This is a genomic window from Hyphococcus luteus, assembly GCF_002943565.1.
Taxonomy (GTDB): domain Bacteria; phylum Pseudomonadota; class Alphaproteobacteria; order Caulobacterales; family Parvularculaceae; genus Hyphococcus; species Hyphococcus luteus.
Map to the genome: position 1 here is coordinate 275,933 of NZ_PJCH01000005.1, position 14,580 is coordinate 290,512.

General features: G+C 62.7%; 16 protein-coding genes. 4 read left to right on the plus strand and 12 right to left on the minus strand.

Features of this window, described 5'->3' with window-relative positions; genetic code table 11:
* The 9 genes from CW354_RS06170 to CW354_RS23640 all read right to left on the minus strand — a co-directional run bounded on the left by CW354_RS06170 (position 1) and on the right by CW354_RS23640 (position 8,026).
* Positions 1–582 (minus strand): hypothetical protein, encoded by a 582-nt coding sequence (locus CW354_RS06170; protein WP_104829172.1) that lies wholly within the window; start codon positions 580–582, stop codon positions 1–3.
* A gap of 35 nt (positions 583–617) precedes the next feature.
* The gene (locus tag CW354_RS06175) at positions 618–1,586 is read right to left on the minus strand and encodes a cytochrome c oxidase subunit 3 (protein WP_104829173.1); all 969 of its coding nucleotides are present in this window, start codon (positions 1,584–1,586) and stop codon (positions 618–620) included.
* Positions 1,587–1,697: 111 nt separating this feature from the next.
* Entirely contained in the window at positions 1,698–2,279 is a 582-nt protein-coding gene (locus tag CW354_RS06180) for a cytochrome c oxidase assembly protein (protein WP_104829174.1), read from the minus strand.
* 22 nt (positions 2,280–2,301) lie between these two features.
* Positions 2,302–2,460: a cytochrome c oxidase system small membrane protein gene (locus CW354_RS23325; protein WP_165793554.1), complete on the minus strand. Its 159-nt coding sequence runs from the start codon at positions 2,458–2,460 to the stop codon at positions 2,302–2,304.
* A complete protein-coding gene (locus CW354_RS06185) occupies positions 2,453–3,382 on the minus strand; it encodes a heme o synthase (RefSeq protein WP_207764694.1) in 930 nt (309 codons plus the stop codon). The genes CW354_RS23325 and CW354_RS06185 overlap by 8 nt, the downstream gene beginning before the upstream one ends.
* 114 nt (positions 3,383–3,496) lie before the next feature.
* The gene (locus CW354_RS06190) at positions 3,497–3,868 is read right to left on the minus strand and encodes a hypothetical protein (protein WP_133162201.1); all 372 of its coding nucleotides are present in this window, start codon (positions 3,866–3,868) and stop codon (positions 3,497–3,499) included.
* Positions 3,869–4,059: 191 nt separating this feature from the next.
* A complete protein-coding gene (locus tag CW354_RS06195) occupies positions 4,060–5,085 on the minus strand; it encodes an acyltransferase family protein (protein WP_104829176.1) in 1,026 nt (341 codons plus the stop codon).
* 95 nt (positions 5,086–5,180) lie between these two features.
* Positions 5,181–6,845 carry a cytochrome c oxidase subunit I gene (gene ctaD / locus CW354_RS06200; RefSeq protein WP_104829177.1) on the minus strand — a complete coding sequence of 555 codons (1,665 nt, stop codon included), beginning with the start codon at positions 6,843–6,845 and terminating at the stop codon, positions 5,181–5,183.
* 17 nt (positions 6,846–6,862) lie between these two features.
* Complete coding sequence (locus CW354_RS23640; protein ID WP_207764695.1) at positions 6,863–8,026, minus strand: cytochrome c oxidase subunit II; 1,164 nt, start codon at positions 8,024–8,026, stop codon at positions 6,863–6,865.
* Positions 8,027–8,266: 240 nt separating this feature from the next.
* Here CW354_RS23640 and tldD point away from each other — a divergent pair, with 240 nt between their 5' ends.
* Together tldD and gluQRS are read left to right on the plus strand one after the other, a co-directional pair.
* On the plus strand, positions 8,267–9,685 hold the full coding sequence (tldD, locus tag CW354_RS06215; RefSeq protein ID WP_104829178.1) for a metalloprotease TldD: 1,419 nt from the start codon (positions 8,267–8,269) through the stop codon (positions 9,683–9,685).
* Between the two features lie 15 nt (positions 9,686–9,700).
* Positions 9,701–10,564 (plus strand): tRNA glutamyl-Q(34) synthetase GluQRS, encoded by an 864-nt coding sequence (gene gluQRS, locus CW354_RS06220; RefSeq protein ID WP_104829179.1) that lies wholly within the window; start codon positions 9,701–9,703, stop codon positions 10,562–10,564.
* Here the strand turns inward: gluQRS and CW354_RS06225 are convergent.
* Together CW354_RS06225 and CW354_RS06230 are read right to left on the minus strand one after the other, a co-directional pair.
* Positions 10,561–11,553 (minus strand): aldo/keto reductase, encoded by a 993-nt coding sequence (locus CW354_RS06225; protein WP_104829180.1) that lies wholly within the window; start codon positions 11,551–11,553, stop codon positions 10,561–10,563. The genes gluQRS and CW354_RS06225 overlap by 4 nt on opposite strands.
* 110 nt (positions 11,554–11,663) lie before the next feature.
* Positions 11,664–12,281, minus strand: a complete 618-nt coding sequence (locus CW354_RS06230) for a DUF1287 domain-containing protein (RefSeq protein WP_104830014.1) — start codon at positions 12,279–12,281, stop codon at positions 11,664–11,666.
* A 229-nt stretch (positions 12,282–12,510) separates the two neighbouring features.
* On the opposite strand from CW354_RS06230, the gene CW354_RS06235 reads away from it, so the two are divergent.
* Entirely contained in the window at positions 12,511–12,975 is a 465-nt protein-coding gene (locus CW354_RS06235) for a YccF domain-containing protein (protein WP_207764697.1), read from the plus strand.
* A 215-nt stretch (positions 12,976–13,190) separates the two neighbouring features.
* The gene (locus tag CW354_RS06240) at positions 13,191–14,120 is read left to right on the plus strand and encodes a DUF8021 domain-containing protein (RefSeq protein WP_104829181.1); all 930 of its coding nucleotides are present in this window, start codon (positions 13,191–13,193) and stop codon (positions 14,118–14,120) included.
* A gap of 147 nt (positions 14,121–14,267) precedes the next feature.
* Here the strand turns inward: CW354_RS06240 and CW354_RS23645 are convergent, their stop codons facing one another.
* Positions 14,268–14,546, minus strand: a complete 279-nt coding sequence (locus tag CW354_RS23645) for a FitA-like ribbon-helix-helix domain-containing protein (RefSeq protein ID WP_207764698.1) — start codon at positions 14,544–14,546, stop codon at positions 14,268–14,270.
* Positions 14,547–14,580 lie beyond the last annotated feature (34 nt).

Consider the following 14,580-nt stretch of genomic DNA (forward strand, 5'->3'; position numbering starts at 1 on the left):
TTACTCTTCAGCTTCGTTCGTCACAGGCGTCAGGACGAGTTTTGCGTCGTCGTCGCCCGTGGTTTTCCCGCGGCGATAGGCCTGCGCCGCGGCGACCAGCCCCGACAGCGTCTTGACGGTGCAGACCTCGAAATCTTCGTCATCGCTCGACAGATCGCCTTTTTGAACCAGCCGCGCGCGCAGTTTTTCGGGCAGCGCGTCGCACATCATCAAGGTCAGTTCGAAACGGTCGGAATCGCCCGCGCCGTAATAATAGGCGTAGCCGTCGTCTTCGGCGGACTGCACCGCATAGGCCTTTCGGGCGACGCGGCGAAAGCGCAACTGCGCAGGCTCGTCTTCGTCTTCCGCGGCGAGCGCATAGGCGCCGTCATCGGAAAGCGTCACGGTGAAGACGGTGCAGTCCTGCGCGTCTTCAGCGTTTTCATCTTCAGCGTTTTCGCAGGCGGCGTAAACGCCTTCGTCCAACGGCGCGGCGCGGCCGTTCCCGGCGTCGAGCACAGGCTCTTCAGAGACGAGGCATCCCGCAAGAAAGCTTGCGGCAAGCCCCGCGATTGCGGCTTTCAAAATCGGCAGAGAGCGCATCAGCCGCCCTCCTCTTGGCTGCTTCATGGAGCAGCTTAGGACAACAGCCCCTGATTGCCGAGCACATAGATGAAGGCGAAGAGGAACAGCCAGACGACGTCGACGAAGTGCCAGTACCAAGCCGCCGCCTCGAAGCCGAAATGGCGATCCGGCGTGAACTGGCCGGCCAGCGCCCGGAACAGGCAGACAATCAGGAAAATGGTCCCGATAATAACGTGCATGCCGTGAAAGCCCGTCGCCATGAAGAAGGACGCGCCGTAAATGCCGCCGCCGGAAAACTGGAACATGCCGCCGGCCAGCGCTTCATAATATTCAACCGCCTGCAGCGACGTGAACAGCATGCCAAGAACGATCGTGAGAACGAGCCCCTGCACGAGCCCTTTCTGATCGCCCTGCTGAACGGCGTAGTGCGCCCAGGTGACGGTCGTGCCCGACAGCAACAGGACAAGCGTGTTGATCAGGGGAAGGCCCCAGGCCGACAAGGGCTCGACGCCGACCGGCGGCCAGACGCCGCCCATGGCGTGCATGCGCGCGTCATTGCCGATATAGGCCGGATCGCCATTGGCGTTCAGCATTTGCGAGCCGTCGGCGAGGATCACCGGGTCGAACGCCGTCGGGAACAGCGCGGCGCCGAAAAACGCCCAGAACCATGCGGCGAAGAACATCACTTCCGACGCGATGAAGAGGAGCATGCCGTATCTGAGGCCGAGACGCACGACGACCGAGGTGTTCTCGCCCCGGAGGCTTTCCCCGATGACGTCGCGCCACCAGCCAATCATGGTCACGAGAACGCCGGCGAAGCCGAGCATGAACAGCATGTTGCCTTTGATGGCGAACCATTTCGCGCCGCCGTCGTCAGCAAGGCCGCCTACGGGAATGCCGCCCGCGCCTTTCATCCAGGCGACCGCGCCGATCATCATGACCGCGGCCGACATCGAGCCGACGAGCGGCCAGGGTGACGGGTTGACGAGATGGTAATCGTGTTTGACTTCCGCGCCGGCCATGTTGGTCCTCTTGGGCTGGTCCTCTTGGATGCGAATCCGGAAAGGTTTTTTAAGAGGTTTCTATACTGGGCCCGGCCGAAATTCCAAGCGCCGCAGGCGCCGGGGCCCGCGCTATTCGGCCGCACTTCCCCCGTCGCCGGCCCCGTCATCCGCCGAATCATCCTCCCAGGGGAAGAAGGTGTAGGCCAGCGTAATGGTCTGAACGTCGTCCAGATTCCCGTCTTCAGCCAGCGCCGGATCGACGAAATAGGTGACAGGCATGGAGACCGTTTCGCCCGGCTGAAGGGTCTGCTCGGTGAAGCAGAAGCACTCGATCTTCTTGAAATAGAGCCCCGCCTTGGCCGGCGAGACGTTGAAGCTCGCCCGCCCCGTGATCGGCTTGTCGGAGAGATTGACCGCCTCGAAGAAAGCGAGCGAAGTCTCGCCGATATGCATGGTCTGGGAGACCTGCTCGGGGTGGAATTTCCAGTCGAGGCCCTGGCTCACGGACCCGTCGAAGCGCACGGTGACCTTGCGCTCAAGCGTGCGGTCGGCGCCGGCGGCGGCGCGCTGGGTCGTGCCGTTCCATCCCGTCACCGAGCAGAAGGCGCGATAGGCGGGCACGGCGGCGAAGGACATGCCGATCATGCCGACGACCATGCCCGATACGATGAGGGCGGTTTTCTTGTTGCTCGAGAGTCCTTTTTCCGTCATCGCAAGATCACCTTCGGATCGTTCAGCCTTGCGGCGCGTTCCCCGCCAGTTTCAGCATCGTCACAATAAACACGATCAAAACAAAGGCCCCGAGGGAGAGACCGATCGCCACATTGCGGCGTTTTCGCTGCTTCAATTCCTCCGGCGTCAGCGGCCGTTCCGGTTCGAATTCTTCAGCCATGCAGCCCCGCCAGATGTTCAATGAGGAGCGTCGCAAACAGGCCGAAGAGATACAGGATCGAAAATCCGAAAAGCCGTTTCGAAGATGTGTAATCGCCTTCGGCCGCATTCAAGACCGCCCAGGAAAGCCCGACAAAGCCGGCGCCGAGCAAAGCGCTGACGGCGAGATAAAGAAAACCCGCCATGCCGATGAGGAAGGGCGACACGCCCGTTGCGGCCAGGATCAGCGCATAGGCGAAAATCTGTTTGCGGGTCGACGCCTCGCCCTTGACCACCGGCATCATCGGCACGCCCGCGCGCTCATAGTCGCCGCGCTTGTAAAGCGCGAGCGCCCAGAAATGCGGCGGCGTCCACAGGAAAATCACGGCGAACAGAACCCAGGCGTCGAGCGGCGCCGTTCCGGATGCGGCGGCCCAGCCGACAACGGGGGGAAGCGCGCCCGCCGCGCCGCCGATGACGATGTTCTGCGGCGTCGAGCGCTTCAGCCACATGGAATAGATGACGACGTAAAAGAAGATCGTGAAAGCGAGCAGCCCGGCGGCGAGATAGTTCGAGGCGAGCGCCAGCAGCGCCACGGACAGAACCGACAGGAAACCGCCGAAGGCCGCGGCTTCCGCGCGCGGAATGCGGCCGGCCGGAATGGGCCGCGCTTCGGTGCGCTTCATCACCGCGTCGATATCGGCGTCCCACCACATATTGAGCGCGCCCGAGGCCCCGGCCCCGACGGCGATGGCGAGCAGGGAGACGACGGCGAGCAACGGGTTGATCGCGCCCGGGGCGACGACCATGCCAACAAAGGCGGTGAAGATGACGAGCGACATCACCCGCGGCTTTAAAAGCGCGAAATAATCCTCCGGCCCCGCAAGGGCGTAGGTCTGACCCGCAAGGGTGTAAGGTTCGGGTTTCATGGCGGCGTCGCTCATGGCGCGCCTTATGCCGGAAACTCTCGCCCCTTTCAAATGGCGCCCCATTCAAATGACAAAGGGCCGCGGCGCGATCGCCGGCGCGTCCCGCCGGCCCCCGGAAACGCCGTCCTTTTAGCGGCTGAAGACCGCCCGGACGCCGAAGAGGACGAGAATCAGGAACATGAAAGCGATGAAATAGGCGAGCAGCGTGCCGGCCTGCAAATCCATGAAATAGCCCCAGCTCGCCTCAAGCTGGTTGACGGCGCGGTCGCCATAGGTCGTCGTCTCGGCCGGCGCGCCGCCGCGGAAATAGCCCCTGAGATAGCCGCCAATGGCGAACAGGACGAGCGCCAGCAAGGTCATGGACCCGATCTGGGTCCCCCGGCGCATCAGGAGCGAGGCGACCAGCACCGATCCGAATGCGATCACCAGCGCGATCATGTCGCCATTAAGGAATGTCGTCTCGAAAATGCCCGTCACATCGTCGATCATTGTTTCCAACACGGGACCCCTCCACTCGTATTCTGCCAAGACCAAACGTTAACCATTCATAGCGGATTTGAACGCGCCCGGCCAGACGGTCGAACAGCCTGAATTTGCAGGCAAAACTGTGCCGGGAGGGGCCCGGCGGGCGGGGCGTGCGAACCCGCGGCGTTAATCTTTGACGGAGATGGCCTCCTGCGCCGGCGGACCGCTCAGGCTTGTTCCGGCGGAAAAATGCGCCCGCGAACCGTCAGCACAAGATTGAGGCCGATCAACGCCGCCACCGGGGTCGCCAGCCATGCGAGGGTGTAAATAAGCTGGCCATGCAGGACGTCGGGCGTCCGGGCGTAAGCGGCGCCGACAGCATGGAAAATCAACCCATGAGCGAGGAAGAACAAAAACATGTTCTTGCCCGCAAGATGGATCCGGCGCCCCGCGGCCGTGGGCGCGATGTCGACGCAAAAGCACCACATGGCGAGCGCGATGACAGGGCGGCGCACGGCATTGTCATAAAGGGCGCCGCCGATCAGCTCGCCGATCCGCGGCTCGAACAACGCGGCGATCTGGACCAGCGTGACAGCGCCCGCGACGGCGTAGACGCCCGTCTTTTCCCAGCGCGTCGGGAAACGGATGCGGTCCGCGTGAACGGCGAGGTAGACGCCGACCACGTAGAAAAACAGGATTTGCGTTCTAAGGACGATCCAGATTTTCGGCTGGGCGAGATAGACCGCCGCCACGATCAGCGCCGTGACGACAGGCCGCCGCCTTGCGCCGTAAATGAACAGCGGCGTCAGGCAGGTGAGCGCCATCAGATCGCGCAAGAAAGCGAGATGCAGCTGGGCGGGCGGTTCCGTGACGGCGAGAAGGCCGTTCACAAGATCCAGCGGCGCGGCGTCGCGGAAATCCATAAACAAGATCATCGCCAGGGCGTTCCAGATCATCATCGGGATGATCAGGGTGCGGAACCTCTGCGAAACGGCGGATTTGTAATCGCGGCGCGCAAAAAACCGGACCATCAAAAAGCCCGAGGCGACGGACAGGAGCGGCACGCTCGACCGGCCGAGAATGTCCGCAATAACGGCCTCCATCACCAAGAAGGCCTCCGGCGACGCATGCCCGGCGTCGAAAAAGTGCAAATGCACATAGGACATGAAGAGAATGCAGAAGACGCGGGCGATCTCCAGCGCCTGCGAGCCGGCCCCGAGCGCATTCGAATAAGCGGAGGAGACAGCGCTCATCGGCGCGCCGAATGCAAAACGGCGCCGGAATCGATTCCGGCGCCGCTGCAGGAGATAGGGTCAAAAATCACGCCGCTTCCCCCGAAGCCGGCGTTCTAAAACGCCTTGGCGTCGCCCTTGTCGAAACGGGGCAGTTCGTTGAACTGGTGGAAGGGCGGCGGAGACGGCAGCGTCCATTCCAGCGTCGTCGCGCCCTCGCCCCAGGGATTGGCCTCCGCCTTGCGGCGATAGAAGAAGAAGGCGTCGATCATGGCGACGAGGAAAACCGCCATGCCCACAAGGGTGATCGCATAACCGACCGACGAAATGTAATGCCATTGGGCGAACGCTTCCGGATAGTCGATATAACGGCGCGGCATGCCTTGCAGACCGAGGAAATGCTGCGGGAAGAAAATCAGGTTCACGCCGATGAACATGACCCAGAAATGCAGCTGGCCGAGCCATTCGCGATACATCTTCCCGGTCATTTTCGGGAACCAGTAATACCAGCCCGCAAAGATCGCGAAGACGGCGCCGAGCGAGAGCACATAGTGGAAGTGCGCCACGACGTAATAGGTGTCGTGAAGGGTATGGTCGATGCCGGCGTTCGCCAGAACGACGCCGGTGACGCCGCCAATGGTGAACAGAAAGATGAAGCCGATCGCCCAGACCATCGGCGTCTTGAACTGGATCGAGCCGCCCCACATGGTCGCGATCCAGGAGAAGATCTTGATGCCCGTCGGGACCGCAATGACCATGGTCGCCGCGACGAAATAGGCTTTCATGTTCACCGAAAGGCCGACCGTATACATGTGGTGGGCCCAGACGATGAAGCCGACAAAGCCGATCGCCACCATCGCGTAAGCCATGCCGAGATAGCCGAAGATCGGTTTCCGGGAGAAGGTCGAGACGATGTGGCTGATGATGCCGAAGCCCGGAAGGATGAGAATGTAGACTTCCGGATGGCCGAAGAACCAGAACAGGTGCTGGAACAGGAGCGGGTCGCCGCCGCCGGCCGCGTCGAAGAAGGACGTGCCGAAATTGCGGTCGGTCAGGAGCATGGTGATCGCGCCGGCGAGCACCGGCAGCGACAGGACCAGAAGGAACGCCGTCACCAGCACCGACCAGGCGAAGAGCGGCATCTTGTGCAGCGTCATGCCCGGGGCGCGCATGTTGAAGATCGTGGTGATGAAGTTGATGGCGCCGAGGATCGACGAAGCGCCGGCGAGGTGCAGCGATAATATCAGCAAATCCATCGCCGGCCCGGGGTGTCCGGTATTGCTCGATAAGGGCGGATAGAGCACCCAGCCGCCGCCGAATCCGAGCTGGGAGCTGTATCCCGGCACGAAAAGCGACAGCGTGATCAGAACGCCCGACGCGGCGTAAAGCCAGAACGAAATGTTGTTCATGCGCGGGAAGGCCATGTCCGGCGCGCCGATCATGATCGGCACGAACCAGTTGCCGAAACCGCCGATCAGCGCCGGCATCACCATGAAGAAGATCATCATGAGGCCGTGATAGGTGGTCAGCACGTTGTAGAAGTTGGAGGCCGCGGTCAGATCGCCGCCGGTAAAGCGCGTCAGGATGGTCACGCCGGGCTCCGCGAGCTCCCAGCGCATCAGGCCCGACATCGCGCCGCCGACAATCCCGGCGATGATCGCGAAGATCAGATAGAGCGTGCCGATGTCCTTGTGGTTGGTCGAGAAGAACCAGCGGACAAAGAAAGACGGTTTGTGATCGTGTGCGTCGTGCGATCCGGATGCGGCGTGTGCGTCAGCCATGATGGTACCTTGCCCTCTTATTCAGCAGCGGCGCCGGCGTCGTCGGCCTGCGCAAGCTTTACAGAATCTGTTTCAAACATGGGATCGAGCCCGGCGAGCGAACGCTGCCCGTCAATCCAGGCCTCGAAAGCCGGACGCGAGACGAACTCGACCGCAATCGGCATGAAGGCGTGGTTCACGCCGCAGATCTCGGAGCACTGGCCGTAATAGACGCCCTCCTGCTCGGCGCGGATCCAGGTTTCGTTGATGCGGCCCGGCACGGCGTCGATTTTGACCGCGAAATTCGGCAGCGCCCATGAGTGAATGACGTCGCTCGCCGTCGTGGTGACGCGGATGGTCTCGCCCACGGGGAGAATAACGCGGTTGTCGACTTCGAAGCGATAGAGCTCTTCAGAGGCCTCTTCTTCCGGCAGCATGTTCGAAAAGATTTCGAAATCGCCGTAATCGGGATAGCCGTAGCTCCAGTTCCACTGACGGCCGGTGACTTTCAGCGTCATCGTGGGCGCCAGGACGACTTCCTTTTCGCAGCCGTCGAAATAGCGTTTGGCCATGGGGCAGCCGGCGACGTTCTGGGTCGAGCGGCCGCCGCGCAGGATGACGCTGGCGCCGACGGGCGCCGGTTCGTTCAGCGACACGACGAGATCGGGCTCGCCCCAGCCGTCGACGGTGTAATCGGTTTTGTATTTGAGGGTGCGCCGTTCCGCGCCCGTATCGAGCATCACCTGAAGATGGTCGCGGCGCGCCACCATGCGGCTCGGCGGAAAATCGTTGGGGAAGACGAAGTCGACCGTCTGGCCGTCGCCGCGCTCAACCACCTGCTTGCCGTCGGGCGTCACGTCTTCCTTGAACAAAAGCTCGAAAGACGGCAGCGCAATAACGAGAAGGATGAGGATCGGAACGCCCGTCCACACGACTTCGAGCATGGTGTTGTGGCTGTTCTTGCTCGGGGTCGGATTGGCGCGCGAATTAAAGCGCGCCATGATGAAGATCAGCAGCGCCAGAACCAGCAGGCAGATCCCGGTGATGATCGGCAGCAAAATGCCGTCATGGAAAAAATGCACTTCCTCTGCGAGCGCCGACGCCGGAGGAACCATGTTGATGTGGCCCTGCTCCGGCAGCGCATAGGCGGCGGAGCCCGCCAGCACGCTCACTCCGGTGAGGAAAGAGAAAAGTCTTTTCATTGTCGCATCCCGCGCCTTGAGAAAGCCCGCCCGAAAAGGCCGGCTCTTCATTCCACATTTTCGGCCGCCTCGATACGCCCGCCCGAGCGCAGAGGTCAAATTCTAAAGTCGTCAGACGGCCCGCTTATAAGCCCCCGCCGGGCGCGCCGTCATCGCGCTTGGCGCGGAAAAATGGTCGCAGCGTAAAGGCAGGGTTTTCCGCCATTGCCGGGAGGCCCCGCGAGCCTTAAATCGTAACGCATGACAGATTCCTATTTTTTCTCCCGCACCGATCTCGACCGCGAGCGCACGCAAGGCATCCTCGACGATGCGCTGAAAGGCGCCGACGACGGCGAGCTTTATCTCGAATATGGCCAGTCCGAGGCCTTCGTTTTCGACGACAACCGGCTGAAAACCGCCAATTTCGACGTCAATCAGGGCTTCGGCCTCCGGGCCGTGTGCGGCGAATCGACAGGCTATGCGCACGCCTCCGAGCTTTCCGAGGCCGCGCTAAAGCGCGCCGGCGAGGCGGTTCAGGCGGTGAAAACCGGCCGCGGCGGGACCCTCGCCGACGGGCCGTCCCGCACCAACGCCAAGCTTTATTCCGACGAAAACCCGCTCGGCGCGGGCAGTTTCGAGGAAAAAGCCAAGCTTCTGGCTGACATCAACGACTATGCGCGGAACCTGGATCCGCGCGTGCGCCAGGTCTCCTGCTCCCTTTCCGGCTCCTGGGAAGCTGTGGAAATTATTCGTCCCGGAGGCGAAATCATCCGCGATTTTCGGCCTCTCGTGCGCCTCAACGTGTCGGTGACTGCCGGCGAAGGCGACCGCCAGGAATCGGGCAGCTACGGCGCCGGCGGGCGCGAGGGCTATGAACGCTTCATCGCGCCGGACGCCTGGCAGGCCCAGGTCGACGAGGCCCTGCGCCAGGCGCTGGTCAATCTCGAAGCCGAGCCCGCCCCAGCCGGCGAGATGGAAGTGGTCCTGGGGCCGGGCTGGACCGGCGTCCTTCTCCACGAAGCCGTCGGGCACGGGCTTGAAGGCGATTTCAATCGCAAGGGCACCTCGGCCTTTGCGGGCCGCATCGGCGAGCGCGTCGCGGCGCCCGGCGTCACCGTGGTCGACGACGGAACCATCGACGGCCGGCGCGGCTCCTTGACCGTCGACGACGAGGGCACCCCAACCTCGCGCACGGTGCTGATCGAGGACGGCATTTTGAAAGGCTATCTGCAGGACCGGCTCAACGCCCGGCTCATGGGCGCGGCTTCGACGGGCAACGGAAGGCGCGAGAGCTACGCCCACCAGCCCATGCCGCGCATGACCAACACCTTCATGCCGAACGGCGACAAGGACCCGGAAGAAATCCTCGCCAGCGTCAAGGACGGGATTTACGCCGTGAACTTTTCCGGCGGCCAGGTCGACATCACGAGCGGCAAATTCGTCTTCAACTGCACCGAGGCTTACCGCGTCAAAAACGGAAAGATCGTCGCGCCGATCAAGAACGCGGCGCTGATCGGCGACGGGCCGAGCGTTCTCACCAAGGTGTCGATGGTCGGCAACGACTTCAAACTCGATCCCGGAATCGGGGTTTGCGGCAAAGGCGGACAGGGCGTGCCGGTCGGCGTCGGCCAGCCGACCATCAAGGTCGACCGCCTCACCGTCGGCGGCGCCGGCGCGTAAAGCAAGACGGCCTTGATGAGGCTCGTCACCCGTTTCGCCCCCTCGCCCACAGGGCTCTTGCATCTCGGCCACGCCTTTTCGGCGCTCACCGTCTTTCGCGCGGCGCAAGAGGCGGACGGGCGCTTTCTCTTGCGCATCGAAGACATCGACCGCACGCGCTGCAAGCCGGAATTCGAAGAGGCGATTTACGAAGATCTCGCCTGGCTCGGGCTCGACTGGGAGACGCCCGTTCGTCGGCAGTCGGATCATTTCGGCGATTACGAAGCGGCGTTGAATGCGCTTCGCGAAAAGGGCCTCGTCTATCGCTGCTTCAAGACGCGCAAGGAAATCCTCGATGAAATCGCGCGGGCGCCGCATCTTTCCGCCGAGAGGCCGGAAGGACCTGCCTATGTGGGCGCGGCGCTTCCCGCGCAAGAAGAACGCGCGCTGATCGATGACGGCGCGCCCTTCGCCTGGCGGCTTTCCATCGAGGCGGCGAAACAATATCTGGGGCCGGCTTACGGGGCGCTGTCCTTCACCGAAGAAACGCCGGACGGCGTGCGGACGGTGAAAGCGACGCCGGAGATTTTCGGCGATCCGGTGATCGCGCGCAAAGACAACGGCACGAGCTATCACCTCGCCTCGGTTCACGACGATGCGCTGCAAAGCGTGACGCATGTGATCCGCGGCGAAGACCTTTACTCAGCCGCGCACCTGCACCGGCTGTTGCAGGCGCTGTTTGACTATCCCGAACCGGTCTACCGCCATCATCGTCTGTTGACGGATGAAACGGGCCGCCGCCTCGCCAAACGCGACAAGGCGGCGACGCTGCAGGCATTGCGCGAAAGCGGCGCCAAGGCGGAAGATATTCTCGCCCGCCTTGGCTTTGAGGCTTCCTAACCGTTAAGGCTCGACGCCGTCGTTTCCGGATAGCGCGCGCCCACGACGGCTTCCGGCGGGACCGCCGCCTCGATGACGGCGATGTCCTCATCGGACAGTTCGACAGTCAAGGCGCCGAGATTTTCTTCAAGCCGGGAAAGCTTTTTCGTTCCCGGGATGGGAATGATGTCGTCGCCTTTCGCCATCACCCAGGCGAGCGCGATCTGCGCCGGCGTCGCATCCTTGTCGCGCGCAATCGCAATGATCTGATCGACGAGCGGCAGGTTTTTCTCCAGCGCGCCGTCGGCGAAACGCGGGCTCATCACCAGCCGGTAATCGCCGTCGCTGAAATCCCGCTCGCTGCGATAAGCCCCGGTCAGGAGCCCGCGTCCGAGCGGCGAATAAGCGACGAAGGCGGCGCCGAGTTCGCGGCAGGCGGGGACGATCCCCGTCTCCATCTCGCGGGTGACGATGGAATATTCCGACTGCACCGCCGCGATCGGGTGAACGGCGCTCGCCTTTTTCAGCGTGTCGGCGCTGACTTCGGACAGACCCAGCGCGCGCACCTTGCCCGCCTTGACGAGCTCGGCCATGGCGCCCACGGACTCCTCGACAGGCACCTCTTTATCGCGCCTGTGCATGTAATAAAGGTCGATGACGTCGACGCCGAGGCGTTTCAACGACGCGTCGCAGGCCTCTTTAATATATTTCGGATCGTTGGAGAGACCGAGCCATGCGCCGTCATCGCCGCGGCGGATTGCGAATTTCGTGGCGAGGACGACATCGTCCCGGTGTTTTTTGAGAAAACCGGAAAGCTGTTCTTCATTGCGGCCGCTGCCATACATGTCGGCCGTGTCGAAAAACGAAACGCCGCGCTCCAGCGCGTCTTCAAGAATTTTTTCCGCTTCCGCGTTCGATAACGCCTCGCCGTAAAACTCTGCGAGACCCATGCAGCCGTAACCGAGCCGCGAGACTTCGAGGCCGGACCGGCCTAAAGGAACCTTGCGCATGCGCGCCTCCTGAAATTGTCATGAAAACGGCGCGAGACTGCGCGCCGACGAAGAGCCTTATGCAAAAATCTTTGCAGCGCAGCAATTCTTGAAAAGCGCGAGGCGCGTTCCTATGTGTGCGCCTCGATGAGGTCGATTGTCACGCGATAATGATCCGTCATCGTCCAATCGAACAAGACGTCTTCGAGTTTCGGCCCGGCGCCGATATTGTGCACCACCATGGGCCGGCCCGAGGGCGCGATCCGGTCGGTGACGACGCCGATATGCGGCAGCCATCCCGCGTCCCCGCGCAGGTTCCACGCAACAATGTCGCCCGGTCGGTAATCCGCCGGATCGTCGCTGGCGTGAAGCCGCGCGCCCGCCCGCGTGAAAAAGGTTTCGAGATTGGGCACGCGCCGGTGATCGATATTCGGATCGGGCCGCGCCAGGCCCCAATGACCGGGATAGGCCGAGAAGGCCGCCTTCATGTCTTCATGCACGCGCTCTTGCAGGTCGATGCCGAGAGACCGCAGGGCGCGCACCACCACATCGGCGCACACGCCCCGGTCCGCCGCCACATCGCCCATGGGATAGGCGAGCCGCACATAAGCGGGATCGTAAACGACGCGATGCTGCGTGCGCGCGATGGCGGCGGCGGAAAGCCGCGCGCCAAAATCCGAAGGCTCGGCCTGCGCCTGAAGCGGCGCCAGCAGGAAAACCGCCAGCAAAGCCAAAAGTCCGCCGCTCATTCCCGCGAAGGCGGGAATCCAGGATTGTTCAGATATGGATCCCCGCCTTCGCGGGGATGAACGGGAGATGATCTTTTTCATTAACTCACAAAAACGCCCGAAAAATACGGCGGCCTTATGGCGGAACGCGCCGAAACGGCGCGGGCTCGCGATAAAGCGAGATGAAATTCCCTCGCAACCGCCTATATAGGTCCTGTCGCCGAAAGGCGCGGCCATAAGGAGGCGCGGCATGTATCCTGAACACCCCTTGCGCGACGAAGAGTCGATCTCCGTCATCGCGCTCGTCCTTAATATTTTATGGCTGGCGCTCGGCGGCGCGGTCGCCGCGCTCGGCTGGTTCGTCGCCGCGTTCTTTATGGCGATTTCGATCATCGGCCTGCCCTGGGCGCGCGCCGCCTTCGACAACGGCGTCTACACGCTCTGGCCCTTCGGCACGCGCACCATCGACCGCGACCTTCTCTATCGCGGCGACATCGGAACCGGCCCCCTCGGCTTTCTCGGCAACATCATCTGGTTCGTGCTCGCCGGCTGGTGGCTGGCGCTCGGCCATCTGGTCGCGGCCTTCTTCCTCGGCATCACCATTATCGGCCTGCCCTTCGCCTGGGCCCATGTGAAGCTGGCGGGCTTTGCGCTCTGGCCCATCGGGCGCACCCTGGCGAGCTCCGATTTCCGCCGCCGCCGCGCTTATTACTAGCTCGTTGCGGCGCAGCACGCGCCGCCAGCCTTTCTTAATGACAGTCAGTACGCCCCGGGATTAGCGGCGGGCCGGCAGGCGCTGTAAAAAAGCCTGTCGGCCACATCGCGTCCGCTCGCGACGCCGAACCCGGGAGGACGCGGCGCGACGGAGCTAATCCCTCCTCTCGCCGCGCGATCCCGAAAGCAAAACAAAGACAGTTTCAGGGAGCGCGGATGATGATTTTGAATGTGGGGATGAAGACGCTGCGGCGATTTGCAATGATAGCGGCCGCCGCCGCTTTCGCATCGACAAACGCTTATGCCCAGGCGGATCAATGCGGCCGGCGCTGTCTCCTGGAATTTCTCACCGTCTACACCGACGGCCTCATCATGAACGATGCGTCGCATATCGACGCCGCGAAAAACGTGCGCGTCACCTCGAACGGCGAGAAATCGAAACTGGGGAAAGGCGAGGTCTGGGGCGAGATCAGCCGCATGCCTTACCGCCAGGCTTTCGTCGATCCCGTCACCGGCTCGGCGATGATGCTGACCACCGTCACCAACACGCCGACCCGCGACGCCGAGCGCTGGTGGTTCTACATGCTGCGCCTCAAGGTCGAGGACATGAAGATCACCGAGATCGAAGAGATCGCCTTTGACGGCACGCTGCGCGGCACGCCGGCGGCGTCCATGCATCTTTCCGACCGCATGTTCGATACGGTCCTGCCCGAAGACGAGCGCGTCCCGCGCGCGGAACTCGTCAAAGTCGCGAACCAGTATTTCGACGTCGTTTCCGGCACGCTCGACTGGCGCGAGGTCCCCTGGCATCCCGAATGCCAGCGCTACGAACTCGCGACCATGACCGTCAATTCGGCCATGCTGCCTGAAAGCTGCGGCGTCGAATTCGAGAACCCGCGCATCAAATGGCCCGTGAAGAACCGGCGCATCTATATCGCCGACGTCGAACGCGGCGTCGTCATGGGCGTCGGCCATTTCACCGCGCCGCCCGATTATCCCGACAACAACGAGTCCGTCGTCTTCGAGGTCTTCAAGGTTCAGGACGGCCTGATCCGCCATATCGAGGCGATGTTCCGCGGCAACAACACTCAGCACAAATCGGGCTGGCCGGACATTCCGGGCACGGCCGCACCCGCTCTTGAATAGGAAGGCGGCACGCCGGGGCGCAAAGGGAAACACCGCAAGCCCCAAAGCGACGCATGGAGAAAAGGGGGAGGCCCGCGATCGAAAGATCGCGGGTTTTTCTATTTATTCCTTATACAGATTATCTGTAAAACGCCTTGCGAAACAGGCTTATTCGGCTTCCCGCTCAAGAATGCGCTGCACCTTCCGGCGCGCCTGCGCGGCGTCGATGGCGAGATCTTTTCCGGTCAGATGCAGATGATCGCCGCCGGCTTTTCGCGGCGTTTCCTGACGCTGCGTTTCCGGGCGCGGGGGCCCCGCATTCACCCGGGCGATGGCGCCGAGCAGCGCGCGCAGCTCCGCCTCCAGCGAGCGCCCGTTCTGGGCCGCGCGAATGCGCAGGCGCCGGTGCGTTTCCTCCGGCACGTTTCGAATCGTGATCGCCTTCATTGGGTCCCCTGCACTGCATGAAGCGCAAGCATTG

Coding starts and splice junctions, on each gene's coding strand:
- CW354_RS06170 (WP_104829172.1), bottom strand. CDS start 582: ATGCGCTCTCTGCCGATTTTGAAAGCCGCAATCGCGGGGCTTGCCGCA.
- CW354_RS06175 (WP_104829173.1), bottom strand. CDS start 1,586: ATGGCCGGCGCGGAAGTCAAACACGATTACCATCTCGTCAACCCGTCA.
- CW354_RS06180 (WP_104829174.1), bottom strand. CDS start 2,279: ATGACGGAAAAAGGACTCTCGAGCAACAAGAAAACCGCCCTCATCGTA.
- CW354_RS23325 (WP_165793554.1), bottom strand. CDS start 2,460: ATGGCTGAAGAATTCGAACCGGAACGGCCGCTGACGCCGGAGGAATTG.
- CW354_RS06185 (WP_207764694.1), bottom strand. CDS start 3,382: ATGAGCGACGCCGCCATGAAACCCGAACCTTACACCCTTGCGGGTCAG.
- CW354_RS06195 (WP_104829176.1), bottom strand. CDS start 5,085: ATGAGCGCTGTCTCCTCCGCTTATTCGAATGCGCTCGGGGCCGGCTCG.
- ctaD (WP_104829177.1), bottom strand. CDS start 6,845: ATGGCTGACGCACACGCCGCATCCGGATCGCACGACGCACACGATCAC.
- CW354_RS23640 (WP_207764695.1), bottom strand. CDS start 8,026: ATGAAAAGACTTTTCTCTTTCCTCACCGGAGTGAGCGTGCTGGCGGGC.
- tldD (WP_104829178.1), top strand. CDS start 8,267: ATGACAGATTCCTATTTTTTCTCCCGCACCGATCTCGACCGCGAGCGC.
- gluQRS (WP_104829179.1), top strand. CDS start 9,701: ATGAGGCTCGTCACCCGTTTCGCCCCCTCGCCCACAGGGCTCTTGCAT.
- CW354_RS06225 (WP_104829180.1), bottom strand. CDS start 11,553: ATGCGCAAGGTTCCTTTAGGCCGGTCCGGCCTCGAAGTCTCGCGGCTC.
- CW354_RS06230 (WP_104830014.1), bottom strand. CDS start 12,281: ATGAGCGGCGGACTTTTGGCTTTGCTGGCGGTTTTCCTGCTGGCGCCG.
- CW354_RS06235 (WP_207764697.1), top strand. CDS start 12,511: ATGTATCCTGAACACCCCTTGCGCGACGAAGAGTCGATCTCCGTCATC.
- CW354_RS06240 (WP_104829181.1), top strand. CDS start 13,191: ATGATGATTTTGAATGTGGGGATGAAGACGCTGCGGCGATTTGCAATG.
- CW354_RS23645 (WP_207764698.1), bottom strand. CDS start 14,546: ATGAAGGCGATCACGATTCGAAACGTGCCGGAGGAAACGCACCGGCGC.